Origin of the sequence: Haloprofundus salilacus (genome assembly GCF_020150815.1) — an archaeon.
GTDB classification, from domain to species: Archaea; Halobacteriota; Halobacteria; order Halobacteriales; family Haloferacaceae; genus Haloprofundus; species Haloprofundus salilacus.
The window spans coordinates 2096194-2120875 of record NZ_CP083723.1; the positions used below are offsets into that span (position 1 = coordinate 2096194).

A 24682-nucleotide genomic window follows, 5' to 3' on the forward strand; every position below is an offset into this window, starting at 1 on the left:
GTGAGGCGTTTACCGCGCCTCGACGGTTTCGGTCACTTCGCCTTCGAAGACCGCTTTGCCGCCCGCCGGGTGCGCGAGCGTGCTGCCGCAGACGACGCAGTTGACGGGCGTCGCGGCGCGGTCGAAGACGATCTGTTCGTTCTCGCAGTCCGGGCAGACGACGCGGTAGAAACTTCCAGCCATCGTCTACTCCTGGAACTCCAGTCGGCCGGCGCGCCAGCCCTTGCGCATGTGCGCCTTCCCGCAGTTCGAGCAGCGGTACTTGAGGTTCGTCTTCTTCGTCGGCTTGTCGCCGCCGGGCACCTTCGAGAACTTCCCGGCGTTACCGATGTGCGACGTCTGGCGTCGGCGCTGTCGGTGCTGGACCTTCTTCATCCCGGTGCTGCGTCCGCTGCGTACCTTCTCGACCTCCACTTCGTGGTGGCCGTTGCAGTGCGGACAGTACGTGTTGAAACGGCGTGGCATCTGCATAGCTATCTACCTTGCCGACTCTTTGCCGTCGCCCGTTAAAACCCGTTTGGTTCCGACTCGCCGAGCAGTCGCCGCCGAACCGCCCACCGGACCGCCGACGCGGCGCGGCGAACGTCCTCGACCGGTCGGTTTCGACCGACGCCGAGATACGCGCCGACCCGCGGCGCCGCCCCTCGCGCTCCGGCGACGGCGGCGGCGACTGCGCGGTGGTTTCCGTCGGCGACGAACGGCCGCTGCCACGGCCGACGCCGCACGCAGACGAGGTCCGGAAACCCGTCGAGCGTACTCTCGGTTCGGGCGGCAGCCGTCTCGTCGTCGATTTTCTCGTCCACTGTCGACCCCTCGAGGCCGTTCTCACCCTCCACCGCCGCCGCGATTTGCGCCGCGAGCCGTCGGATGCGAACTACGTCGACGCCGGTCTCGTCTCCGAGGCGTGGCGCGCCCTCGGCGACGACGCGTCTCGCCGCTCCGCCGACGGTGCCGTCGGGCGAGAGCGCGCTCCACAGCATTCCCTCGGGACCTTCGACGACGCGGAGACGCGAGAGCTGTTCCGGCGAGAGGACGGTGTGGTACCACCGTATCGGCGCGTCTCGCCAGAGGAAGGCCGCAGCTCCCGGGTTCAGTCGGAGCAGTCGGTCGAGCGCGTCCGAGTCGCGCGGGTGGCGAAGCTCTTCCGACCGGTCGCTCGGGGCGACACCCTCGCAGGCGAGCCAGTGGTCGAGAACTTCCCGCTGAGAGACCCGTCGCACAGCAGTCGTACGGGAGCGAGGAACTTGTTGTTTCGCCGGTTCTCGTCCCCACCCCCTCGTTTCTCCACTCCTCCCTTCGTCGACTCTCGCTTCGCGATTTCGCCGCCGCGACTGCTCGATTACCGAAGTCGTTAAGCCCGGACATTCCAAACTCACGCGTATGCAACAGCTCATCGTCCACGGAGACCCCGGCATCCGCAAGGACGCCATCATCAACTACGACGGAAAGGAGCAGATCTGCTTCTCCATCCAGCGACAGGGTGACTGGCATGGTCCCGACGAGGTGCAGTTGTGGTGCACCATCGGCACCAAGGAGGAGCGCGAGGACTACGAGAAACGCGAGTACGTCCCCCACTGGCTCAAAGTCGACTCCATCGACGCGGAGGCGCTCGACGTCGTGAAGGCGCGCAATAAACTCTCGGTCTGAGTTCTAGAACCTCTTTTCCGCCGCCAACGACTCGTCGCTCTCGCCCGGCAGTTCGTCGTGGTTCACCTCGTAGATAGTCACCGTCTCGGTCCGATACGCGACGGAGACGCCCGGCACGTCGCCGACCGACGTCTCGCCGTACCGGTCGCGCTCGGCCGGGCCGACCCAGACGTAGCGTACGTCGTATTCGCGGAGTACGTCCACTAACGCCGCGTCGTCGGTGAACGCGGCGTCGACCTGTTCGACGCGTTCGATGTACGTGTCGTAGCCGCGGTAGCCGATCTCGTGGCCCCACCCGGCGACGGTCGGGATACCGGTCAGCGTCGACGCCGGGTTGGAGTTCCAACTGTACCGACCCGGCGCGTGCGGGTACTCTCCTTCCTCGGCGTTCGGGTAGTAGTACGTCCCCGGCGCCGACAGCAGCGTCGGACGACCGGGTTTTTCGTCGAGCCACGCGATGGCTTTCGCCTCCACGGGGTGGTGCGTCTCGGCGAACCGCGTCGCGTCCAGCGTCGGTTCGCCCGCTCCCTCGAAGTGGTTGCCGAGCGCCAGCGGCGCGTAGAAACTCGTCGAGACCACCAGACAGAGCGTGAGGCCAAGCGCGAGCGTCCGTGCCGTCGCCGTCGTCGTCTCCCGGACGAGCGACGACGCACCGGAGTTCGAGTCGGCTCCGGTTCCGGCACTGGCGTCGGTGCCGCCGTCGGTCGCCGAGGCGGCGCGCCGAACGGCGGCGGGAAGCGGCCGCGCGAGCAGCAGCGTCAGCGACGCGCCGAGCGCCGTCGCCCACAGCACCCACACCTGGATGTACGTCTTGAACACCGTGTTCATCCGGAGCGGCCCCGCCTGCTCGTTGACGTAGACGAACTCCACGAGCAGCACGAGTCCGGTCCCGGCGACGACGAGCACCGTCTCAAACCCCACATCGCGGTCGAACGCGAGCGCGGCCCACCCGAAGACCAGGATGGGGAGTATCACCGCGAGGGCGGCCGTTCCGTGGCCGAAGGCGACGACGACGGCGGCGGCTACCGACGCGCCGAGCAGCCACGTGTCACCCTCGTGGAGTCGCGAGAGGAGGTACGCGGCGAACCCGGCGACGAACGCGCCGTGGACCAGCAGGAGCGGTCCGAGGGGGCTGCGGTTCGCCGGACCGAGGAACGCGATCTCGCGGCCGGACGCGCCCGCGAGGAGGAACGGGGCGCCGAGCGCAGCGCCAAGTGCGCCGGCAACGGCGACGACGCCGACGGTGACGACGAGGCGACCCGCCTGCGCCGAGAGCAACGAGGCGTCTTCGGCGGGTCGAAAACGCGTCGCGACGCCGTCGGGAAGGAGTGTCGCGGGGTGTGCGGGCGCGAAGACGAGCGCGAGCGCCGCGACGCCGAACAGCGACGGGAAACTCCACGTGTCGAGGACGAGTTGGAGGCCGCCGAGCGCCGGGAGCGCGACGAACAGTAGCGTCCGCCGGAGTCTTAGGTCGTCCTGAGGCGTCCGGAAGTACGCGAATGCGAACGCCGCACCGAGAAGCAGAAACGGCGTCCCCATCATGTGACCGTGCAGGTCGCCGTTGAGCCACGAGAAGAAGGGGAACTCGTTTATCGTCCCCTCGATGACTCGGCTGGCCGACCAGTAGCTGAAGGAATCGGTGCCCGCTAACACCTCCTCGGTGGTGTACTGCGTCGACTGCGAGGCGACGTACGCCGCCGCCGGGCGCTGCACCGATTCGGGGAGCAGAAACAGCGAGAGTCGTCCCGCGGTGACGAGGTTGCTCGCGAGGCCGACGAAGAACGCGGCCAGCAAACCCGCTGGACGACGCGCACCGCCGCGACTGTCCGCAATCGACCCCGCGAGGTCGAACGCCGCCGCGACGAGCATTGCGTAGAACCCCGCCAGCGAGAGGTTGTACGCGAATTTCGCGGGCGTGTCGGTGAGCATCGCCAGGAGGACGGTCATCAGGTGGCCGCCGTAGTAGTACTGCACGGGTTCGCCCGCGAACCAGAAGTCTTCCGGCGGGAGCGCGTCGGCGCGCAACAGTGCCTTCAGCAGGCCGAAGTCGAGGAACTTCTCGCCGCCGACGGCGTGGACGGCTGGGTCGGCGGCACGAATCGCTATCATGAACGCGAACGCCGCGAGGAAGACGGCCGCCGTGTCGGCGACGACGCGCTTGTCGACGCGAAGGTCGGACGCGAGGACGAGACAGCGTTCGCGGAGCGCCTCGCGGTCGAACGCTGCGAGCGCCGACAGTAAAAGGAGGACGCCGACGGCGACGGCGAGCGTCGCTCGGCCGAAGTATAGTTGCCCGGCCCAGTGGGCGACGAGCGTCAGCACGAGAAGCGAAAGCGGGAGCGCGAAGCCGGGCCCGCGGCCGGGGACGTATCGAAAGAGACGCGCGGCGAGCGGGAGACCTAGAACGCCGAGTACGGCGTAGACGACGACCCAGCCGACGACGTACAGATACTCCATCTACCGAGGTGACGCGAGCGCGGGAGTAAACCGTTTCCGGTTGGGACAGCCGACAGTCCGGTCGTCGGTCGACTCTCGTTCGGAGCCCGATACGTCCATCCCGAGTCAAACACTTTTTTATTGTTTGAAAGAAACCGCGACCCATGTCACGCTCCGTCGGTGTCGTCGTCCCCGCGTATCGGCCGGACGTCGACCGCCTCTCGGCGTACGTCGACGCCCTGACGGAGCGACTTGACCCGGAGACGATTCGGGTCGAACTCGACGCACCGACCTCCGAAGTCGTCGACTCGGTGTCGTCGCTCCCCGCTACCGTGAACGTCTCGCCGGTCCGTCGGGGGAAGGGCGCGGCCATCACCGCCGGCTTCGAGGCGCTCTCGACGGACGTACTCGCGTTCGCCGACGCGGACGGCAGCACGCCGGTCGGGTCGCTGGCGGACGTGCTCGCGCCGGTGCTCGCCGACGAGACGGACCTCGCCGTCGGATCGCGACGCCACCCTGACGCGACGGTCACGTCCCATCAGACGTTCGCTCGCCGCCGCCTCGGCGACGGCTTCGCGTGGCTCGCGAAGCGGCTGCTCGCCACTGAACTGTACGACTACCAGTGCGGCGCGAAGGCGATGACGGCCGAGACGTGGGCCGGCATCCGCGGCCACCTCTACGAACCGGGGTTCGCGTGGGACGTCGAACTCGTCGCCGTCGCCGCCGCGTCGAACCACTCCCTCGTCGAAGTGCCCGTCGAGTGGGAGGACCGCCCGGGATCGACCGTCTCGCCGGTTCGGACGAGTTTCGACCTCGCGCGGAGTCTGCTGTCGGCGCGCCACCGCGCGAAACTTATCCGCGAGGACCGACTGCACGCGCTGCTCGACGCCCGTCGGTCGCCGACCCCGTCGCTCATCGAACGCCTCGGTCCGGACCCGGTAGAGGAGTAACCGATGGCGAACGCCGCGAACGAGCTTCTCTCGGGCAGGCGGTTCGGCCAGTTCGTCTCCGTCGGTGCGGTCGGCGCAGTCTTCGATTTAACCGTCAGCACCGCCCTCACCGTCTGGTTCGGCGTGCTCGCGGAGGTGGCAAAGCTCGTCGGGGCGGAAGTCGCCATCGTCGTCATGTTTCTCGTCAACGACCGCTGGACGTTCGCCGACGAAGGTGCGTCGGGGACGTTCGCGGCGGTCAGACGGCTGTTGAAGTCGAATCTCGTCCGCAGCGGCGGCCTCGCGCTCCAGTTCGCCATCGTCCGCGTTCTCAGGCAGCAGAACGTGACCGTCGTCGTCGGCGGGTTCGACCTGTGGCAGGTGATACCGCTGCCCATCGCCATTCTCGCGTCGATGCTGCTCAACTACGTGGCCGAGAGTCTGCTCACGTGGCGCGTGGCCAGCGAGTGAGTCGAGGCTGACGATACCACGGCGGAAACTGACATACGGCGTCGGAATCATAACCCTTAACCGGGGGCACCCTGTTTTCAGAAACAGCGGGATGGGATAGCCAGGAGATTCCGCCGGGCTCATAACCCGGAGATCGGTAGTTCAAATCTACCTCCCGCTACTTTCTGCCGACGCAACCCACGCAACGAGGAGTCTCGGCTCCGAGTGAGTGAGTGAGTTGGCGACCGTTCGTCGAGAAGATTTGAACCAGACCGCGAGCGACCGGAGAGAGCGAAGCGGGCGAGGTTCGAATCTACCTCCCGCCACCTTCTGCCGAACCCATAACAGAAGTCGTCAACACCAGCAGCGACGACTCAGCTTTCTGACTCTCAGTCGAAGAACAGGTCCGTTCCCGGAGGTCGCTCTGCGTTCTCCGGTAGGGCGTCGAACCACCCGGCGTCGACTGCGTCACCTGCTTCGACGTTCGGAGTAGTCGAACTCGTCTCGGGTGTCGCACTGAAAACGACGAAGTTGCGTGTCGCTTTCCGGTCGTCGTTCTCCAAACGGACGGTGTAGGACCACACACCTTCGACGGCGTCGAGTGTCACGCCGAGTCCGGTCTGCTCTGCGACCCACCGTTGGGCGGCCTTCGCGTAACCCTCACCGGGTGCGACGGACGGGGCCGGTATCTTCCACCGACACGTATCAGTCACTCGCATCACCAAGATCGAACCATCGTCGGTCGTGACGCCGATTGGGGCCATATCGTCGAGGTCCGCGACGACGTCGAACGTCTCGTCGTCTACGAGGTCCGTCTGCTCGTGAAACGGAACGTCGTCGCGGCCGTGAAGTGATTCGATGTCGGCAATCGGTCCTACGTCGGTAGTCTCAGACGTGTTTTCCATCAGAATCAGTGACAGACAGATCAGGAGTCAGTCTGATAACAGTTACGCCGTGTGAGTAACTCGAAGAAGACTCCTCGCCCGATAGAGGGTCGCACGACCGTCGAAAACGGACGATCCGCTCCGACGCTACGTCCCCGTGAAGTCGATGCGACTGCCCGACGAGAGGTCGTGCTCTCCGGATGGTCCAAGCTGCTCGAAATCGAGCGAGTCGTCGGCGAGGTACACCGCCTCGTCCTCGACTTCCACGTCGACCTCGTCGAGCGTCGCTCCCTCGCACGGGCCGAAGTCGCAGTAGCCGGTCTCCTGGCCGAACGTCGCGCCGTGTTTCTGACAGACGATGTCACCGTTTCTGACGAGCGCGCCCGACCCCTTGTCGAGGCGCACGTCGGTCCAGTGCTGGCAGTAGTTGCGGAAGGCGACGACGCTCCCATCGTCGAGTTTCGTCAGAATCGCCTCGCCGAGGTCGAACCCGTCGCGGAACGTGAACAGCAGCGTGCCGTCCGTCGGGACCTCCGACAGCGCGGCGATTCGGCGGTCGTCGTCCATACCTATCCTCGTCGCGCCGCACTTGAACGTCTTTCCGTCCGGGTCCGACGGCGGGAACCGCGCGACGCGACCGAACCGCTACGGCAACTGGTACAGTTCCTCGACTCGACGTTCGTACAGTCGCGAAAGCAGCCGCGTCACCGGTCCCGTCTCGATACTGATGCCGTCGACGGTGCCGACCGGTCGAATCTCGCGGGTCGAACTAGTGACGAACGCCTCGTCGGCGCTGCGCACGTCGTTGGGGGTGAAGAATCCCTCCCGGACGGGGATTTTCTCCGACTCAGCCAGTTCGAGGATTATGTCTCGCGTGACGCCCGCGAGCACCGGTCCGTCGAGACTCGGCGTACAGAGGCGATCGTCGTTGACGAAGAACACGTTGCTCGTCGCGCCCTCGGCGACGTACCCCTCGTCGTCGAGGACGAGCGCCTCGTCAGCGCCCGTGACGCGGAGTTCGAGTAGCGCCAAGATGCCGTTGAGGTAGTTGTGCGTCTTCGCCTTCGATGGGAGCGCCCGGTCCGACGGGCGGCGCGTCTTCACCGTCTGCAGCGTCGCCGGACCGTCCCACGGTTTCTCGCCGTCGACGCCGCCGCGGGCCAGCGGCGAGAGCGTGACGACGACCGTCGGGTCGATCTCGGGCGACGGCGTCAGTTTTCCGGGTTGGACCCCGCGGGTGATCGAGAGCTTCACCGACGCGTCTTTGAGGTCGTTCGCTTCGAGGGTGGCTTCGATTCGTTCCCGGAGGTTTTCGTCGGAGAGGCCGTGGTCGAGTCGGAGAATCTCGCAGCTCTCGGCGAGTCGGTCGGCGTGTGCCTCCCACTCGAACAGGTGGCCACCGTAGACGCGGAGCGTCTCGAAGGCGGCGTCACCGTACATGAACCCTCTGTCGCGGACGTTCACCGTCGCCGACGACGCCGGGACGAGTTCGCCGTCGACGTGGTAGACGATTTCCCTCCCGTCGTCACCGCTTCTCCCACCGGAGTCGTCGTCACCGCTCACGATGTACTCGCTATCGTCTTCGCGGTGATCGCCATAGTCTTCGTGGCGTTCGCCGCCGCCGTCGAGGGAATCTCGCTCACTCATCGTCCACGTACTCCCGAAGAAAGTTCGCGACCATCTGCTTACCGTTCTCGGTGAGGATGCTCTCGGGGTGGAACTGGACGCCGACGTGCGGGCGCGTTCGGTGGCGAACCGCCATCACAACCCGTCGTTCGTCGTCGGTCCACGCCGTCTCGACGAGTTCGTCCGGGAGGTCGTCGCGTTCGACCGCCAGCGAGTGGTACCGCCCGACAGAGAGTCGGTCGGGGAGACCCGAGAAGAGCCCAACGCTGTCGTGGACGATGGCCGAGGGTTTGCCGTGGACAACGTCCGGCGCGTGGCCGACCGGCGCGCCGGCGGCCGCGCAGAGCGCCTGGTGGCCGAGACAGACGCCGAGCGTCGGATAGTCGAGTTCGCGGAACACCGCCGTCGAGACGCCCGCGTCCTCGGGCGTCCCGGGGCCCGGTGAGACGACGATGGCGTCGGGATCGAGCGCTCGAATCTCCTCGACGGTGACGGCGTCGTTTCGGCGGACGACGACGTCCGCGAGTTCGCCGACGTACTGCACGAGGTTGTAGACGAACGAGTCGTAGTTGTCGACGACGAGCACGGTCGGTCGGGTATCGGAACTCATCTCCGTCCCCCGGCATCCCGTCGCTCGACATCGCCTTCCGCGTCGGCGACGCCGAGCGTCGCCTCCTCGAGGGCGTCATCCATCGCCTCGACGAGCGCCTGCCCCTTCGCCAGCGTCTCCTCGTACTCGCGGTCAGGGTCAGAGTCGTGGACGATACCCGCGCCGACGCGGAGGTGATACTCGTCGCGGTAGCGGACCAGCGTCCGGATGACGATGTTCAGGGTCGCCCGGTCGTCGAAGCCGAACGCGGCGATGCTGCCGGTGTACGGCCCGCGTCGGGTCGCCTCCACCTCGTCGATGAGTTCCATCGTCCGCGGTTTTGGCGCGCCAGTAATGGTGCCGCCGGGGAACACCGCGGCGACGGCGTCGGCGAGCGTCGCCCCCTCGCGCATCCGTCCCTCGACGACGGAGACGAGATGCATCACCGCCGCGTAGCGGTCGACTCGGCGGTACTCGGTCACGTCGACGCTGCCGTACGCGCAGACCTTCCCGAGGTCGTTGCGCTCCAAGTCGACGAGCATCGCGTGTTCCGCGCGCTCCTTCTCGTCGCTTCTGAGGTCGGCTTCCAGTTCCGCGTCCTCCGCTTCCGTGGCCCCCCGTTTTCGGGTCCCGGCGATGGGTTCGGTGACGAGTCGGTCGCCGACGCGCTCGACGAGCAGTTCCGGACTCGCGCTCACGAGGTCGACGGCGTTCGGACCGCGAGCGCCGGAGAACTCCACCAGACCCGAGTACGGCGCGGGGTTCACCCGCCGGACCGCCGCGTACGCCGCCACCGGGTGGACCGCGGCGGGGGAGACGAGGCGCTGTGAGACGTTCGCCTGAAACGTGTCGCCGTCGCGGATGTAGCGCTTGATGGCTCGCACGCGGTCGGCGAACGCCTCGCGTCCGCAGTCGCTCTCGAACTCCCCTCGGTCGACGTCGGCAGGGAGTGGTTCGACGTCGAGGTCGCCGTTCGTCGCGCGCTCGGCGAGCGACTTCGCCATCTCGACGGCGGCGTCGTACTGCGCGTCGAGGACGGAGTCGTCGCTGCTGTCGACGTCGTCGAGGCGCGGACAGGCCGTGATTCGCAGCGTCGTCTCCTCGCCTCGCGGTTCGCGCCACGCCGCCACGCAGTCGTAGACGCCGAGTTGGAGGTGCGGCAACCGCCGGTCGTCGACGGCGGAGTCGGGGAGCCGTTCGAGTTCGCGGGCGAGGTCGTACGAGATCCACCCGAACGCGCCGCAGGGGTACGGCACCTCGCAGTCGCCGCGGACGAGCGTCTCGCCGTCGAGTAGCGCCGACAGCGCCGACAGCGACGGCGACCCGGCGGCCGGACCCGCGTCGTCGTCATGGGTCTCGAAGCCGTCGCGTACGACGGCGTCGTCGCTCACCTGCAGTCGTTCGATCGGGTCGACGCCGAAGTAGCCCCACCCCGACTGTCCGCCGCTCGTCTCCAGAAAGAATCCGCCGGGACCGTCTCGCGCCCGACGGTACGCCTCGAACGGGCCAGAGACGGTGAGTCGGAGTTCGACGGGGACGCGAGCGCCCGCTGGTGCGTCCGCCGCCGTCGCTCGGAAAGCGCGTCGGGAAGTCGCCACAGTACGGCCGGTCATCGGTGTCGGGGCGGCCACGAGCGGCCTACGCTCTCTGCGAACTTCACTGCTCCCGAGCGCGCGCAATCCACGTGTCGACGCGCTTCTCGGAGACGTCTATCTGGTCGCCGAGTTTCGCGGCGTCGGCGTCGGCGAGGTCGGCGACGGTCTCCACGCCCACGTCGGCGAGGCGCTGCGCGTAGGCGGGACCGATGCCTTTGATGGTGTCGACTGGATCGGCCGAGCCGGACGACGGTTCCGCTTCGTCGGTTTCGGCGGCAGCTTCGTCGGCTTCTGCGTCCGATTGGTCTTCGGTGTTCAGTTGGTCTCCGCTCTCGCTCTCGGCGTCGAGGTCGGTGTCCATCTCTTCGCTCTCGGGACCGGCGGCCTCCGCCGGTTCCGCTGCGGCCTCCTCTTCAGCGTCCTCGTCGACCATTGACTCCGTCGACGCCGTCGCGTCGGTGTTTTCGGCGACCGGTTCGCCGGCGTCCTCGTCCGGTTCCGCCTCGGGAACCGGTTCAGCCTCCTCGACGACGGCTTCGTCGTCCGCCTCGGCCTCGGTTACGTCGGCCTCGTCCGCTCCGTCGAGGTCCGCGTCGAGGTCAGTGTCCGGCTCCTCGCTCTCGGGACCGGCGGCCTCCGCCGGTTCCGCCGCCGTCTCGTCTTCGGCGACTAACGTCTCCGTCGACGCCGCGGCGGCACTGTCGGCGGCGGCTTCGGTGGAGTCGTCAGTTTCGTCGGCTTCGTCGGTTCCTTTGACTGCGGCTTCGGTCTCCGTGCTCGCCTCCGTTCGAGTGTCGCGTTCGACCGTCACGGACGGGTCGCGCTCGTGCTCGTCGGTCGACCCGTTAAGGCCGAGCAACGACTTGAGCTTGTCCAAGAGTGCCATTGGCCGGTAGTATGATGGCTCCATATTTAAAAGCCCCCGACAGGTCACAGCCGCGACCGGAGCGCGGCGTCCATCTCGTCGACCGGCGCGTCCCGGCCGGTCCACCGCTCGAACGCGACGACGCCTTGATACAGCAGCATCCACGCCCCGTCGATGGTCGTCGCGCCCGCGTCGCGAGCCTCGCGGAGCAGCCGCGTGTCCGGCGGGGCGTACACCGCGTCCAACACTGCGAGGTCGCCGTGGAGCAACGAGGCCAGGACGGGCGTCTCGTCGGACTCCATCCCGACGCTCGTCGCGTTGACGAGGACGTCCGCCTCCGGAACCGCGGTTGAGAGCGAGTCGAGTCCGCCTGCAGTGGCGACTCGGCTGCTTTCCCCATCTTCGTTCAGTTCGTCAGCGAGCTCCGCCGCGCGCGAGGCCGTCCGGTTGGCGACGTGGACCGCCGCGCCGTCGTCGGCGAGCGCGAACGCCGCCGCGCGACCCGCCCCGCCGGCGCCGACGACGACAGCGTCCGCTCCGTCGAGCGACACGTCGTGGCGGGCGAACGACCGACTGACGCCGGCGGCGTCGGTGTTGTAGCCGCGCGGCGCGTCGCCGGCGAAGTCGATAGTGTTGACCGCGCCGATTCGCTCGGCGAGCGGGTCGGCGTCGACGAGTTCGAGCACGTCCCGTTTGAACGGAATCGTGACGTTCAGACCGGCGATTCCGAGCGCTTCGGCGCCGGTGACGGCGGCCTCGAACCGGTCGGGAGACGGTTCGAACGTGACGTACCGGGCGTCCATTCCGAGCGAGTCGTACGCTGCCTCGTGCATCGGCGGCGACAACGAGTGACCGATGGGGTTGCCGACGAGTCCGAACACCTGCATACCTCGCGGTGGTCGCGGAACCGGCATAAGCGCCCCGACAGCGGCGGAACTGGCAGCGACGCGAATCGGGATTCGGGCGTTGAGACCGGCGTCTCCGAAACGCTGCTTCTGATTCGAGAGCGTTATCTCCGGTCGAGCACTTCGAAGCAGAAGAAATAGGTTCATTACCTCGGAAATTTACGACGATGAGTTCAGTTCTTCGACACCCGCTCGGGGCCGTCGTGGCCGCAACGGGTCTCACCCTTCCGTGGGTCTACATCTGGGCGACCAGGTCGGCGGAGTCGCTGCCGACACTGTGGGTCGTCACCGTCAGTGGCGTCGCCGTCCTCGGCGCGTCGTTTCTCCTCGCGTGGGGGGCCGAGACGGCCGAGAAGGACGTTCCCCGCGCGTTCGCCATCGCGGTCCTCGCAGTGCTGGCCGTCGCTCCCGAGTACGCCGTCGACGCCCTCTACGCGTGGACCGCCGGGGCGAACGTCGGCACCGACCGTGGTGCTGAGGCAGCGAACCTCGCCGTCGCGAACATGACCGGCGCGAACCGCATCCTCATCGGTCTGGGGTGGTCCGGCATCGCGCTGTTCACCCTCTACCGAGTCGGACGTTCCTCGGACCCCGCAGTCGAGTCTCGTCCCGGTCCTCTCGCGGACGTCGTCAACCTCGACCGCGACATCTCGACCGAGATCGCGTTCCTGCTCGCCGCGACGGCATACGCCTTCTTCGTCCCGCTCAGCGGCGGTATCGGCATCGTCGACACCCTCGTGCTCGTCGGTCTCTACGTGCTCTACATCGCTGTCATCATCCGCGGCGACGTGGAGGAACACGAGGAACAGGTCGGCGTGCCCGCGTACTTCCATGGCTATCCGAGAATCGGACGGGTCGCCGTCGTCATCACGCTTTTCGCGTACTCCGGCGCGATGATTTACACCGCCGTCCACCCGTTCGCGCACGGACTCGAAACGCTGGGGACGCAGCTCGGCATCCCGCCGTTCTTCATGATCCAGTGGATTGCGCCGCTGGCAAGCGAGAGTCCGGAACTCATCGTCGTCGCCTACCTCGTCAACAAGGCGCGGTCGACGGCCGGGTTCAACGCGCTCATCTCCTCGAAGCTCAACCAGTGGACGCTGCTCATCGGGACGCTCGCGGTCGTCTACAGCATCGCGGCGGGCGTGGTCGGCACCCTCCCGTTCGACTTCAAACAGTCGGCCGAAATCTGGATCACGGCCGCGCAGAGCTTCTTCGCGCTCGCGATACTCGTGAACTTCAACATCAGCGGCCGCGAGGCCGTCGCGCTGCTCGTGTTGTTCGTCTCGCAGGTCGCAATCGAGTTCCTCCTCGTCCGCGACCTCGTCTCGCTCCCGTTCGGCATCGGGGCTATCGACGTGCTTCTCACGTACACCGTCGTCTACCTGGTCCTCGGGACAGTGCTGTTCGCCGTGCGCCGCGACGGGCTTCGAGAACTCCTCGACCGGACCGCACACACGGCTCAGGACGCGTTCGGGAGCGGTCAGACACAGGCCGAGCGCGCCGACTGACCGGTCTCCGCTTCGACTACCGCGGACCGAGTCGAATCCCGACTCGTTTTACAACCGCCTCGCCTACGACCCGTCAGTGATCGCCATCGTCGTCAGTCGGGCCGACTACGCATCGGAACACATCGGCGAGTACCTGCTCGAACTCGCCGACTGGGAGGAACGCGAGGACGAGAGTCGCCCGGACGCCGACGGTGGGGGCGCCGTCTACCGGACCGAGGGCTTCGAACTCCGGACGTTCGAGGACCTCCACATCTACCTCGACGACCCGGCCGAGGCGTTCGACGACGCCGACCTGCTCGTCTTCGCCTCCCGGCACTCCGGCGAGACGGGACCGCTTCTCACCGCCCACTTCACCGGGAACTTCGGTCCCGAGAAGTACGGCGGCGGCGACAGGGAACTCGCCAGAACCTGCCCGGGCGCTCAGAAAGCCGTCGTGAACGCGCTCGCCGAGCACGCGCCCGACGGCTACGAGGTCGGCATCGAGGCGACCCACCACGGGCCGACCAACCTCTCGCTGCCGTCGATGTTCGTCGAACTCGGCAGCGACGACCCGCAGTGGGAGGACGCGACGGCCGCCCGCGCCGTCGCCCGGGCGATTCTCGACCTTCGCGGCGTCTCGGCGGACCTCGGAGGCGAACCCAAACGCCACGTCGTCGGCTTCGGCGGCGGCCACTACGCGCCGCGGTTCGGCCGAATCGTCCGAGAGACGGCGTGGGCCATCGGCCACGTCGGCGCGGACTGGCAACTCGACGCGATGGGTGCACCCGAGACGAACCGCGACGTGCTCGAACGGGCGTTCGAACGGAGCGTCGCCGAGTTCGCACTCGTCGATGGCGAGAAACCGGACCTCGAAGCCGCGCTCTCGGACCTCGGCTACGAACTCGTCGGCGAAACATGGCTCCGGGAGGTCGGCGACCGCCCGCTCCCGGTCGTCTCGGCGCTCGAAAGCCGGTTGTCGACCGTCGATGACGGTCTCCGGTTCGGAAACCGGCGCGTCGACGACCCCGACGGGTTCTCGGTCGTCGAGTTCCCCGCCCAGTTGCTCGCCGAGGCGCAAGGTATCGACGCCGAGGCAGTTCGAGAGGCGGTCGTCGACGCTGCCGTCGCCTTCGAGACGCAGGAAAGCGGGACGCGGGCGGTCGGAAGAATGGCGGTCGCGGACGACTCCGGCTACCACGCGCTAGTCGATGCGTTGACTTCGGTTCTCGAACGGAAGTACGACGACGTCGAACGGGACGAGGACGACGGGGTCGTCCGCGCTCGCGAACGGGCGTTCGACCCCGAGCGCGCGAGGACGCTCGGCATCTCGGAGGGACCGGCGTTCGGCAAACTCGCGGCGGGACGAGCAGTCGAACTCGACGGCGAACGAATCGACCCCGAGGTAGTACACGTCGACCGGACGGTCGCGTTCCCCTACTGAACCGCCGGACGGGTTTCCGGCGAGGTTACTGGTCGGCTATCTGTCCGGATAAATCGCCGGTTACCCGCTCGGAAAAATCGTCAGACGACTGTCCGACACGAGGGGGAAAAGATAATTAAGCCCGCTCAGCAAGCATTGCGCATAAATATGGACTCGATCGTCGACGACGCAATTGACGAGGCCGAACAGTCGGGTGGGACCGGCGGCGAGCAGTTCGACGCCGAACCGAAGCGTTCGGGAACGATGACTGACGACGAACTGCAGGACATCCTCAAAGACCTCCAGACGAACATCACCGTCGTCGGCTGCGGCGGGGCCGGTGGGAACACGGTCAACCGCATGGCAGAAGAAGGGATTCACGGCGCGAGTCTCGTCGCCGCGAACACCGACGTGCAGCATCTCGTCGACACCTCCGCCGACACGAAGATTCTGATGGGCCAGGAGAAGACCAAAGGACGCGGTGCCGGGTCGCTCCCGCAGGTCGGCGAGGAGGCCGCTATCGAGAGCCAGCAGGAAATTCACGACGCCATCGAGGGCTCGGACATGGTGTTCGTCACCGCCGGTCTCGGCGGCGGCACCGGCACCGGTTCCGCGCCCGTCGTCGCGAAGGCCGCCCGCGAGTCCGGCGCGCTCACCATCGCCATCGTCACCACGCCGTTCACCGCCGAGGGCGAGGTCCGACGGACGAACGCCGAGGCGGGTCTCGAACGGCTCCGCGACGTCGCCGACACGGTCATCGTCGTCCCGAACGACCGCCTGCTCGACGCCGTCGGCAAACTGCCCGTGCGGCAGGCGTTCAAAGTCTCTGACGAAGTGCTGATGCGCTCGGTGAAGGGTATCACGGAACTCATTACGAAACCCGGCCTCGTCAACCTCGACTTCGCCGACGTTCGCACCGTCATGGAGAAAGGCGGCGTCGCGATGATCGGTCTCGGCGAGTCCGACTCCGAGCAGAAAGCGCAGGACTCCGTGAAGTCGGCGCTACGCTCGCCGCTTCTCGACGTAGACATATCGGGGGCGAACTCCGCGCTCGTCAACGTCACCGGCGGCTCGGACATGAGCATCGAGGAGGCCGAGGGCGTCGTCGAGGAGATCTACGACCGTATCGACCCCGACGCGCGCATCATCTGGGGGACCTCCATCGACGAGGAACTCGAGGGCCAGATGCGGACGATGATCGTCGTCACCGGCGTCGACTCGCCGCAGATCTACGGCCGCTCGGACGAACCGCAGGCCCAGCAGCCCCAATCGCCGCAGCAGGCCGAGGACATCGACTTCGTCGAGTAGTCGAGCGTCGAGTAGCCGATTAGTAGGCGAACCGAGCAACTGAATGCCGGGTCGCGGGTAGCCGAACGGCCCAACCGTCTACCGGCCGCGTCGGCTATTCAATAGATAGAAAAGGCATCACGCTCTATCGGTGACAACATGGACGTAAAGTACGATATCGCGAGTTACGTGCGGGTACTGAAGATGGCGAGTACGCCCGAGTGGGAAGAGTTCAGCCAGATCGCCAAAATCGCTGGTGCTGGCATCTTCCTCGTCGGCTTCCTCGGCTTCGTCATCTTCGCAGTGATGAGCTTCATCCCCGGGGGCATGTGAGATGGGTATCTTCGCCGTGAAGACGACGGCGAGACAGGAGCGGACGGTCGCCGACATGCTCGCCTCGAAGGAGGAGTCCGAGATTCACGCCGTCATCGCGCCGGACTCGCTGACGAGTTACGTGATGGTCGAAGCCGACAACACGGCGGTGCTCGAACGCCTGATGGACGAGATTCCGCACGCTCGAAGCATCGTCCCGGGTAACTCCAGCCTCGCCGAGGTCGAGCACTTCCTCTCGCCGACGCCGGACGTCGAAGGTATCGCCGAAGGCGACATCGTCGAACTCATCGCCGGCCCGTTCAAGGGCGAGAAGGCCCGCGTCCAGCGAATCGACGAGGCCAAAGACCAGGTGACCGTCGAACTGTACGAGGCGACGGTCCCGATCCCCGTGACGGTGCGCGGCGACCAGATCCGCGTGCTCGATAGCGAGGAACGGTGAGCGAAACGAACCGTTCCTCGAAAAGCCGAGCAGTGTAGCCGCGAGGCCGAGAAGAGCACTGACGCGACCCGTCTCCGACTGCTGTTCTATTTTCAGGGCACGCCCCCGATACAGTAGCGACTCCACCAGATAAGACTCACCGTCGAGACGAGTTACTCCGATTCAGCCTGCCCGCCGCTGTCGACCTGTTCGATGATGCGCTGGAGGTCCGCCTCCTGCTCGATGGCCTCCTGAATCCCTTCGCGCATGCGGACCGCTGCGGAGTCGGCGTTGTACGCGCGGATGTACTCCGCGCGGGAGTGTTCGTCGAACGCGTGGCGGATGGCGAAGTAGCCTTCCGGGACGATCGCGCCGCAGACTTTGCACTCGGTGCGTTCGTGTTCGTTGGTCTGGTGGACGACGGCGGTCTCGGCGTCCTCGAACCGCGCGTCACAGCCTGCGACACCACACGTCCAGAGCGACATATCCGCCGACATGTAGGGAAGTAATAAAACCGTTTTCCCTGCGGCGTCGGCGCGGAATAGCAATCCCTAATTAAGTACTCTCGAGAGGGAGACTGTGAGTGGAAGCGAACGGACGCGGATCGACATGCACGTCAAGTGCCTCGACGAGCGCGTCGTCGCCCGAGCGAAACGTCGCGGTATCGACGTACTCGTCTACGCACCGCACTTCACGCGCCTGCCGACGATTCGCGCCCGCGCCGACCGATTCTCCGACGACGAGCTGCTCGTCGTCCCCGCGCGCGAACTGTTCACCGGCCCGTGGAGCGACCGCAAACACCTCCTCGCCGTCGGTCTCTCCGAACCGGTTCCGGATTTCATCACCATCGAAGGCGCGCTCGCCGAGTGCCGACGACAGGAGGCGGCGGTGCTCGTTCCCCACCCGTCGCTGCTGAACGTGAGCCTCGGCCGCGCCGAGATAGCGGCGTTTCGCGACGAACTCCACGGCGTCGAGACGTACAACGGGAAGTGTTTCCCGTACCACAACCGCCGCGCCGCCCGCATCGCCGACGAGTTCGACAAGCCGGAGTTTGGGTCGTCGTACGCGCACCTTCGCGGCAACGTCGGCGAAGTGTGGACGGAGTTCGACCGTCGGATCGACTCGGAAGCGGGCCTCGTAGCGGCGCTTCGGGAGGGCGTCGCGCGACAGGTACGCCACCGACCCGGTCTCCGGCACCGACTCCGAACACTCGCCGAGTTCGCCCACCTCGGCTACGAGAACACGTGGGGGAAGATAGACCGCCTGTTGCTGTCAGGCACCGAGCCGACCCACCCGCGACAGCTCGTCTACGAGGGTCGGTTCGACGACGTGACGGTGTACTGAACGTCGAGCGTGCCGAGTACCCTCAGAAACCGACAAGCGCCGTGACCGTTTCGAGTCCGCCGTCCAGCGGCACCACGTAGTAGTGAACCGCCGCGAACAGCGCGACTTCGGCGAACGTGATGAGCACCGTCACCAAGTCCGCCCACTTGCTCGTCGTGGTGACGCCGATGGGGAAGCTGTACTCCTTCTCGTAGGGGTAGAAGAACGCCAACCCTCGCCTGCTGCCGAACAGGTCAAGCACGTAGTGCGTGAGCACCCCGACCCAGACGAAGCGGAGGTTGTCGAAGAGAAGCGGGAAGGCGAGGAAGATACCGAGGACTAAGAAGTTGTGCAGCGTCTTGCGGTGTTTGCCGAACGCCGTGTCCACGTCGGGAAACAGTGCACCGAGGACGACGGGGACGGATATCTCGGCGATGGCGACGAACGTCGGCACGTCACCCGACGGTTCGAGCACGTAGCCGAGACCGATGCTGAGGAGGGCGGCGTTCAACACGTGACCTTTTTTATTCATCCGACGACGGTCCGTCGAACTGAACCGATACAAACGTTTCCACCTGTCGGCGGGCGGTTCGCCGTCGGGCCGTCGGGTCGGGCGTGCGCACTCACACCCAGTCGGCCGCGTTCGGTCGGGCGCGTTCAATCGGTTGTGTTCGGGCGTGCGCGTTAGGTCGGCCGCCTCATTCGGCCGCGCTCAGTCCGCGAGCGCGTCCTCCAGCGTCCGCATCGCCGCTCGGGCGAACTGCTCTTTCACGTCGAGTCGCGCGCCATCGAACTCGCGGCGCGTCGCCGTCGCGTACGACTCACCGGTTCCCCACTCGGCGGCGTAAGCGAGACCGACGTACACCGTCCCGACTGGTTTCTTGTCGCTGCTGCCGTCCGGCCCGGCGATGCCCGTCGTCGCGAGACCCCACGTCGTATCGGCGGTGTCTCTGACGCCCTGGGCCATCTCGCGGGCGACGGCGGCGCTCACAGCCCCGTGTTCGTCGAGTGACTCCCGGGAGACGGCGAGCAGGTCCCGTTTCGCGTCATACGAGTAGGTGACGACCGAGCGGTCGAAGTAGTCGCTCGACCCCGGTACGTCGGTCAAGAGCGACCCGACGAGGCCGCCCGTGCAGGATTCGGCGACGGCGACGGTGTCGCCGCGTTCGCGAAGCGCGTCGCCGAGGCGTTCTTCGACCGGTGGATCGTCCACATAGTTTCGCATGAGCGGGGCTACGGCCCCGGTTCGCAAAAACCTCCCTCGACTACGGTCCGGGTTCGCCGCGGCGCTGCCTCGTCTACCGCGGACGAAAGAGGCAACTACCCCCCGTCCGACGCCGAACTATGGAGTACGACGAACCGCTGTTCTTCCGAGTGATGCGCTACGCCGAGGCCGCCGACCACGACGTCATCGACATGGTGAGCGGCAACCCCGACTGGGAACCGCCCTCGGCGCTGCGGGACGGTCTGCGGGAGTTCGCTGACGCCGACGCCGACGCGTTCCAGTACGGCCCGAGCGCCGGTCTCACCGAACTGCGCGAGGAGATAGCCGAGCGTCGCAACGTCAACGCCTCCCAAATCGTCATCACGAACGGTGCGGGCGAGGCGAACTACCTCGCGATGGCGCGCGCGCTGGAACGAGACGCCGGGGACGGAGTGCTGCTCACCGACCCAGTGTACCCGTACTACCCCGGTAAGGCGCAGATGCTCGGCGGCGACGTGACACTCGTCCCCGTCGTCGAGGACGGCGGCGCCGACGTGGCGGCGATGCGGGAGGCGGCAACGGAGGAGACGGCGCTCATCGTCGCGAACACGCCGAACAACCCAACGGGCGTCGTCTACGACCGCGAGACGATGGAGGAGCTGGTCTCGCTCGCGGAGGAGGTGGACGCCTTGCTCGTCGCCGATGAAGTGTACGACCACTTCGACCACACCGGCGAGTTCGAGAGCGCGCTCACCATCGACTCCGACCGCCGAATCGTCACCACCGCGTTCTCGAAGTCGATGGCGATTACGGGGTTCCGCGTGGGCTACGCCATCTTCCCCGAGTCGCTCGTCGACGCCGCGAAGACGCGCCACATGCTCGTCAACGTCGCCGGGAGCAACCCCGCGCAGTACGCCGTGTTGCGGGCGCTCCGCGAGACCGATCCGACGTACTACGAGGAGACGCGCGCGATGCTCCGCGACCGCATCGCCGCGTTCACCGACGCGCTCGACGCCGCCGGGGCGGAGTACACCCGCCCGGAGGGAGCGTTCTACGTGCTCGCGCGGTTCGACGGGTTCCCGGGGACGATGGCGAACGTCGAGCGACTCATCGACGAGGCGGGCGTCGCCGGGATGCCCGGTGAGGCGTTCGGTCCCTCGCGCGAGGAGTGGATTCGGTTCGCGCTCGTCACGCCGCGGGCCCAAGAGGCGGCGAAGCGGTTGGCCGACTACTTCTGAGTCTTCTCCCCTTCTCGACGGTCCGTCGCCCGTTCGAGGATTGGACCGACGGGTACACAAGCGCTCGGACGCGAGTAGGGGTATGACAGATCTCGACGTGGAACCCGTCGACGCCGTCGGCGACTCCGAGGCAGGGGGAGAAGACGATTCGGCGGTCGACGACGGGTCGGCGGCGTCGATAGACGTGGAAGTCGAGACGACGGACGACCTTTCGGACCTCCCGGGCGACGTCGACGCCGCGGAGTTCGTCCTCTACGGCGGGAAGGGCGGCGTCGGGAAGACGACGATGGCGGCGGCGACGGCGCTGCGAAGCGCCGCCGACGGCGCGACGACGCTCGTCGTCTCCACCGACCCCGCGCACTCGCTGTCGGACACGCTCGGCGGCGAGATTCCAGCTGAACCGACGCGCATCCGCGAGGACATCCCGCTCTTCGCCGCCGAGATCGACCCCGACGCCGCGATAGACGACGGGCTGTTCGGCGAGGGCGGCGACCCGTTCGGCGGGATGGGTGGCATGGGCGATATGTTCGGCGGAATGGGCGGGATGGGCGGCGCTGGGGGTCCCGGCGGCGCTGGCACAGGTCCCGGCGCGGGCGACCCCTTCGGCGGCGACGAGAATCCCTTTGCGGGAGACGACTCCGAGGGCGGCCACCCGCTACTGGACGGGACGATGCCCGGCGCAGACGAGATGGCGGCGATGCGACAGCTGTTGGAGTACATGGACGACCCGCGGTTCGATCGGGTCGTCGTCGACACCGCGCCGACGGGCCACACGCTTCGGCTGCTCCAACTGCCGGAGATGCTCGACTCGATGGTCGGCCGCCTCGTCAGCTTCCGCGAGCGGATGCGCGGGATGATGGAGAACCTGAAGGGGATGTTCGGCGCCGGCGACCCCGGTCCGGACGGGATGGAGCAACTGGAGGAGGCGAAGGAGCGAATCGAGCGGCTTCGCGCCGTGCTTCGGGACCCCGAGCGGACGGATTTCCGCGTCGTGATGATACCCGAAGAGATGAGCGTCGTCGAGTCCGAGCGCCTCGTCGCCCGCCTCGACGAGTTCGGCATCCCGGTGCGGACGCTCGTCGTCAACCGCGTGATGGAGGACCCAAGCGACGTGGCAGGAATCGACCCCGACTGGGTCGTCGCTCCCGACACGGAACACTGCGAGTTCTGTCAGCGACGCTGGCAGGTCCAGCAGCGCTCGCTCCGCCGGGCGACGGAACTGTTCCGCGGCCGCGACGTGAAGCGGGTACCGCTGCTCGCCGACGAAGTTCGCGGAGAAGATGCGTTGCGGGTAGTCGCGGCGTGTCTGGCCTGAGACGAACGAATCGACCGTTCTTCCCTCACCCGAGTTTCCGCGCGAGACCGTAGAGACTGTCCCGGATGCCGTCGGGGAGGAAGCGGGCGAACGACCCGATTTCGGCGATAATACCGACCGGGTAGCGTGAGGCGGGTTTCGTCGAACTGGCGGCGTTGACGATTTCGTCGGCGACGCGTCGCGGCGGCACGGCACCGGGGCCGTCACCGCCGAGCGCCCGCGTGTCCTCGAACAGTTTGTAGAACGATCCGTATGCGCCCGAGCGCTCCATCCCGTCGTCGACTTCCTCCTCGGCGCGTTCGGAGAACTGCGTCTCGACCGGCCCAGGTTCGACGAGGACGGCGTCAATCCCGTACTCGTCGACTTCGGCGCGGAGCGCGTCGGTCATCGCTTCGAGGGCAAACTTCGACCCCGAGTAGACGCCGCTGCCGGGGAACGAGAGGCGTCCGGCGACGCTGGAGACGTTGATGATAGTGCCGTCGCCCTCCGCCCGCATGTGCGGCAACACGGCCCGGGTGAGGCGGTGCGGGCCGAACACGTTGACCGCGAACTGCTTTTCGACCGATTCGACGGGTACGTCTTCGATAGGGCCGAACTGGCCGTAACCCGCGTTGTTGACGAGGCAGTGAATCGCGCCCTGTTCGTCGACGATGCGGTCGACGACCCGGTCGACGTCGCTCTGGTCGGTTACGTCGAGGGTCGCGAGTTCGCACCCCTCCTCGCCGAGTTGCTGGATGTCAGCGGGGTTGCGCGCCGTCGCGTACACCACCCAGTCCTCCGCGAGGAAGGCACGGGCAGTGGCGCGGCCGATGCCGGACGAACAGCCAGTGATGAGGACAGTCTCTGGTTTCACACCGAAACGTCGTCGGCTGGATAGTTAACTGTACGGCGTTCGACGGGCGGAACTCAGTCGCGGTACTCCCGCTTTACTTCGTCGGCGTAAGCGTCGGCCAACCGAGTCGGTTCGGGGAGCTTGTAGCCGCCGCAGAGTCGTTCGATCAGATCGACCGTGGTCTCCGCCGAGACGCGGTGGCCCGGACTGACGTACAGCGGATTGATATTCCGACTCGACGCGTACTGCCGCGACTGGAACGCGTAGCCGATGACCGTTCCGTCGGGGGCGTCGACGCGGCGGTTCGCCTCGACGGGCGTCCGCCAGCCCTCGGGTCGCTCGTCGACGGAATCGCGGGGCGTCCCGCAGAGCAACCCCTTGGCGACGCCGACGCTCGGTACGTCGAGGACGACGCCCATGTGCGTCGCGAGTCCGGCCTGCCGGAAGTGGATGCGGCCGCTACCGTCGAAGACGACGAGGTCCGGGTCGGTCTCCAGATTCTCGAACGCGTCGAGAATCGGTCCGCCTTCGCGGAACGAGAGGAGACCGGGAACGTACGGAATCGAGAGCTTCGAGACGGCGTAGGCTTGTTCGACGATTTCGGTGCCGCGGGCTACGACGACGGCGCTCACGACCTTCTCGTCGAGAAACGCCTGATCGACGCCGGCGACGAGCGGTCGGTCGGACTGCGGCACGAGCGTCGACTCGGCCGTCGAGACGGCCGCCGGGTCGAACGCGAACTCGTCTTCGAAGCGGGCGGCGTCGGCGATGTCGCGTTGGAGCGCCTCCATCTCCTCGCGCGAGAGCGTCGGGTCAGGGATGAACTCGGGGCGGGCGGGCGACATCGCTCAGAAGCGGCGGCGGCCGCCTCCACCCATCCCGCCGCCCCCGCCGAAGTTGAGGCGGTTGGGGACGTTCCGCTGTCCCTTCACGTACTGGCCGACCAGCAGTCCGACGAGGAGGCCGGTCAGGTGGGCGTAGTGGGCGATACCGCCGCCGAGAATCGGCGTGATGGCTCCCGTCAGGTCGAAGACGACGTAGAACCCTGTCAGCGCCCAGATGGGAAGCGGGATCGGCGGAATCAGGAGCATCACCCGAAGTTCGGGGTTGACGATGGTCAACAGGCCGAGAATCGCCATCACCGCGCCGCTCGCGCCGAGCACCGCCGACGGCTCGCCGGTGGCGATGGCGGTGCCGATCTGCGCGAGTCCGGCGACCGCGCCGCTGACGAGAAACAGCGCGGTGAACCGCTTCGCGCCGAGGTAGCGCTCGACCAGCGGGCCGAAGAAGTACAGCGCGATGCTGTTGGCCGCGATGTGGAAGAACCCACCGTGCGAGAAGATGGACGTGAACCACGTCCAGACGTACTCGGGGTTCTCGGAGGTGAGCAGGAAGATGCTGCGCCACGTCCCGCTAACGGCACCGTACGCGGTAACCTGTGGAAAGAGCGTGCCGGTCAGCAGATACCCGACGATGTACTCGGAGATGAACGTGAGCCACATCAGGCCGAGGAAGATGTACGTCAGGTTTCCGCGGAAGTAGCCGAGCGGACCGCCGGTGCCGGTCAGGCGGTCGAGAACGCCCTCGGAGCGGCCGCCGGAGCGGACACTGTCGTCGAAGTCGCTCTCGAAGACGCCGCTCGGGTCGTCCCACGCGTCTAGCCCCGGACAGTCGTGGTTCTCGGGGAGGCGATGTTCGGCGCAGAAGGCGTTTCCGCAGCGCCGACACTGGTACGGCAAGCTTTCGTACTCGCCGCACTCGTGACATTCTGCCATTGTGACTCCGTAGTCGTGGGGTCGTAAAAGGGGTTTCCTCTCGGGCGGCGCGACAGGCCAGACGCCGGTCTACGTGCTCGGGTGTCGTGCGGTGGACGAGGCGGCCGCTCGGGGGAAGTGG

At 66.9% G+C, this 24682-nt stretch carries 28 protein-coding genes and 1 tRNA gene; 12 read left to right on the forward strand and 17 right to left on the reverse strand.

The annotated features are described in order from the left end of the window. Positions 1–9 precede the first annotated feature (9 nt). From LAQ58_RS10770 to LAQ58_RS10780, 3 genes are read right to left on the reverse strand one after another with little or no spacing between them, the layout of a single operon-like run. A complete protein-coding gene (locus tag LAQ58_RS10770; protein ID WP_224447469.1) occupies positions 10–183 on the reverse strand; it encodes a 30S ribosomal protein S27e in 174 nt (57 codons plus the stop codon). Positions 184–186: 3 nt separating this feature from the next. After that, a complete protein-coding gene (locus tag LAQ58_RS10775; RefSeq protein WP_224269842.1) occupies positions 187–471 on the reverse strand; it encodes a 50S ribosomal protein L44e in 285 nt (94 codons plus the stop codon). Positions 472–506: 35 nt separating this feature from the next. Next, entirely contained in the window at positions 507–1220 is a 714-nt protein-coding gene (locus LAQ58_RS10780; protein WP_224447470.1) for a hypothetical protein, read from the reverse strand. Between the two features lie 160 nt (positions 1221–1380). On the opposite strand from LAQ58_RS10780, the gene LAQ58_RS10785 reads away from it, so the two are divergent. Further along, on the forward strand, positions 1381–1647 hold the full coding sequence (locus LAQ58_RS10785) for an HAH_0734 family protein (protein ID WP_224447471.1): 267 nt from the start codon (positions 1381–1383) through the stop codon (positions 1645–1647). 3 nt (positions 1648–1650) lie between these two features. Here LAQ58_RS10785 and LAQ58_RS10790 read toward each other — a convergent pair whose 3' ends face one another. Next, positions 1651–4104, reverse strand: coding sequence for a DUF2298 domain-containing protein (locus LAQ58_RS10790; RefSeq protein WP_224447472.1), 2454 nt, complete (start codon positions 4102–4104; stop codon positions 1651–1653). Between the two features lie 143 nt (positions 4105–4247). Here LAQ58_RS10790 and LAQ58_RS10795 point away from each other — a divergent pair, with 143 nt between their 5' ends. From LAQ58_RS10795 to LAQ58_RS10805, 3 genes are all read left to right on the forward strand, one after another. Next, entirely contained in the window at positions 4248–5033 is a 786-nt protein-coding gene (locus LAQ58_RS10795; protein ID WP_224447473.1) for a glycosyltransferase, read from the forward strand. 3 nt (positions 5034–5036) lie between these two features. Beyond that, the gene (locus tag LAQ58_RS10800; RefSeq protein ID WP_224447474.1) at positions 5037–5483 is read left to right on the forward strand and encodes a GtrA family protein; all 447 of its coding nucleotides are present in this window, start codon (positions 5037–5039) and stop codon (positions 5481–5483) included. An 85-nt stretch (positions 5484–5568) separates the two neighbouring features. Continuing rightward, positions 5569–5643: transfer RNA gene (locus LAQ58_RS10805), tRNA-Met, on the forward strand. A 208-nt stretch (positions 5644–5851) separates the two neighbouring features. On the opposite strand, the gene LAQ58_RS10810 is transcribed toward LAQ58_RS10805, so the two are convergent. From LAQ58_RS10810 to LAQ58_RS10840, 7 genes are all read right to left on the reverse strand, one after another. Further along, positions 5852–6367, reverse strand: a complete 516-nt coding sequence (locus tag LAQ58_RS10810; RefSeq protein ID WP_224447475.1) for an NUDIX domain-containing protein — start codon at positions 6365–6367, stop codon at positions 5852–5854. Between the two features lie 126 nt (positions 6368–6493). Continuing rightward, on the reverse strand, positions 6494–6913 hold the full coding sequence (locus tag LAQ58_RS10815) for a Rieske (2Fe-2S) protein (RefSeq protein WP_224447476.1): 420 nt from the start codon (positions 6911–6913) through the stop codon (positions 6494–6496). Positions 6914–6991: 78 nt separating this feature from the next. Then, entirely contained in the window at positions 6992–7909 is a 918-nt protein-coding gene (locus tag LAQ58_RS10820) for an aminotransferase class IV (protein ID WP_425490709.1), read from the reverse strand. Positions 7910–7985: 76 nt separating this feature from the next. Next, positions 7986–8582, reverse strand: a complete 597-nt coding sequence (locus LAQ58_RS10825; RefSeq protein WP_224447478.1) for an anthranilate synthase component II — start codon at positions 8580–8582, stop codon at positions 7986–7988. Next, positions 8579–10174: an anthranilate synthase component I family protein gene (locus LAQ58_RS10830; RefSeq protein WP_224447479.1), complete on the reverse strand. Its 1596-nt coding sequence runs from the start codon at positions 10172–10174 to the stop codon at positions 8579–8581. Before LAQ58_RS10830 ends, LAQ58_RS10825 begins: the two co-directional genes overlap by 4 nt. A 43-nt stretch (positions 10175–10217) precedes the next feature. Further along, positions 10218–11042, reverse strand: a complete 825-nt coding sequence (locus LAQ58_RS10835; RefSeq protein ID WP_224447480.1) for a helix-hairpin-helix domain-containing protein — start codon at positions 11040–11042, stop codon at positions 10218–10220. A 44-nt stretch (positions 11043–11086) separates the two neighbouring features. Next, positions 11087–11908 (reverse strand): shikimate dehydrogenase, encoded by an 822-nt coding sequence (locus tag LAQ58_RS10840; protein ID WP_224447481.1) that lies wholly within the window; start codon positions 11906–11908, stop codon positions 11087–11089. A gap of 185 nt (positions 11909–12093) precedes the next feature. Between LAQ58_RS10840 and LAQ58_RS10845 the strand changes: the two genes are divergently transcribed. The 5 genes from LAQ58_RS10845 to LAQ58_RS10865 all read left to right on the forward strand — a co-directional run bounded on the left by LAQ58_RS10845 (position 12094) and on the right by LAQ58_RS10865 (position 16895). Beyond that, a complete protein-coding gene (locus tag LAQ58_RS10845) occupies positions 12094–13437 on the forward strand; it encodes a sodium:calcium antiporter (RefSeq protein WP_224447482.1) in 1344 nt (447 codons plus the stop codon). Positions 13438–13513: 76 nt separating this feature from the next. Continuing rightward, complete coding sequence (locus tag LAQ58_RS10850; RefSeq protein ID WP_224447483.1) at positions 13514–14857, forward strand: D-aminoacyl-tRNA deacylase; 1344 nt, start codon at positions 13514–13516, stop codon at positions 14855–14857. A 147-nt stretch (positions 14858–15004) separates the two neighbouring features. Next, positions 15005–16144: a cell division protein FtsZ gene (gene ftsZ, locus LAQ58_RS10855; protein ID WP_224447484.1), complete on the forward strand. Its 1140-nt coding sequence runs from the start codon at positions 15005–15007 to the stop codon at positions 16142–16144. Between the two features lie 138 nt (positions 16145–16282). Continuing rightward, positions 16283–16456 (forward strand): protein translocase SEC61 complex subunit gamma, encoded by a 174-nt coding sequence (locus tag LAQ58_RS10860; RefSeq protein ID WP_224447485.1) that lies wholly within the window; start codon positions 16283–16285, stop codon positions 16454–16456. Position 16457: 1 nt separating this feature from the next. Then, positions 16458–16895, forward strand: a complete 438-nt coding sequence (locus tag LAQ58_RS10865) for a transcription elongation factor Spt5 (RefSeq protein ID WP_224269862.1) — start codon at positions 16458–16460, stop codon at positions 16893–16895. Positions 16896–17047: 152 nt separating this feature from the next. Here LAQ58_RS10865 and LAQ58_RS10870 read toward each other — a convergent pair whose 3' ends face one another. Beyond that, positions 17048–17359 (reverse strand): DUF7565 family protein, encoded by a 312-nt coding sequence (locus LAQ58_RS10870; RefSeq protein WP_224447486.1) that lies wholly within the window; start codon positions 17357–17359, stop codon positions 17048–17050. Positions 17360–17483: 124 nt separating this feature from the next. Here LAQ58_RS10870 and LAQ58_RS10875 point away from each other — a divergent pair, with 124 nt between their 5' ends. Continuing rightward, positions 17484–18218 (forward strand): PHP-associated domain-containing protein, encoded by a 735-nt coding sequence (locus tag LAQ58_RS10875; RefSeq protein ID WP_224450159.1) that lies wholly within the window; start codon positions 17484–17486, stop codon positions 18216–18218. Positions 18219–18240: 22 nt separating this feature from the next. On the opposite strand, the gene LAQ58_RS10880 is transcribed toward LAQ58_RS10875, so the two are convergent. Together LAQ58_RS10880 and LAQ58_RS10885 are read right to left on the reverse strand one after the other, a co-directional pair. Next, positions 18241–18729, reverse strand: a complete 489-nt coding sequence (locus LAQ58_RS10880) for a metal-dependent hydrolase (protein ID WP_224447487.1) — start codon at positions 18727–18729, stop codon at positions 18241–18243. A 180-nt stretch (positions 18730–18909) separates the two neighbouring features. Then, positions 18910–19422: a CinA family protein gene (locus LAQ58_RS10885; protein WP_224447488.1), complete on the reverse strand. Its 513-nt coding sequence runs from the start codon at positions 19420–19422 to the stop codon at positions 18910–18912. Positions 19423–19541: 119 nt separating this feature from the next. Between LAQ58_RS10885 and LAQ58_RS10890 the strand changes: the two genes are divergently transcribed. Together LAQ58_RS10890 and LAQ58_RS10895 are read left to right on the forward strand one after the other, a co-directional pair. Next, positions 19542–20639 (forward strand): pyridoxal phosphate-dependent aminotransferase, encoded by a 1098-nt coding sequence (locus LAQ58_RS10890; protein ID WP_224447489.1) that lies wholly within the window; start codon positions 19542–19544, stop codon positions 20637–20639. Between the two features lie 82 nt (positions 20640–20721). Then, positions 20722–21954: an ArsA family ATPase gene (locus LAQ58_RS10895; protein WP_224447490.1), complete on the forward strand. Its 1233-nt coding sequence runs from the start codon at positions 20722–20724 to the stop codon at positions 21952–21954. Positions 21955–21979: 25 nt separating this feature from the next. Here LAQ58_RS10895 and LAQ58_RS10900 read toward each other — a convergent pair whose 3' ends face one another. The 3 genes from LAQ58_RS10900 to LAQ58_RS10910 are packed head-to-tail and all read right to left on the reverse strand — an operon-like array spanning position 21980 to position 24561. Then, positions 21980–22807: an SDR family oxidoreductase gene (locus tag LAQ58_RS10900; RefSeq protein WP_224447491.1), complete on the reverse strand. Its 828-nt coding sequence runs from the start codon at positions 22805–22807 to the stop codon at positions 21980–21982. Positions 22808–22860: 53 nt separating this feature from the next. Then, positions 22861–23631 carry an endonuclease V gene (locus LAQ58_RS10905; RefSeq protein WP_224447492.1) on the reverse strand — a complete coding sequence of 257 codons (771 nt, stop codon included), beginning with the start codon at positions 23629–23631 and terminating at the stop codon, positions 22861–22863. Between the two features lie 3 nt (positions 23632–23634). After that, complete coding sequence (locus LAQ58_RS10910) at positions 23635–24561, reverse strand: rhomboid family intramembrane serine protease (protein WP_224447493.1); 927 nt, start codon at positions 24559–24561, stop codon at positions 23635–23637. Positions 24562–24682 lie beyond the last annotated feature (121 nt).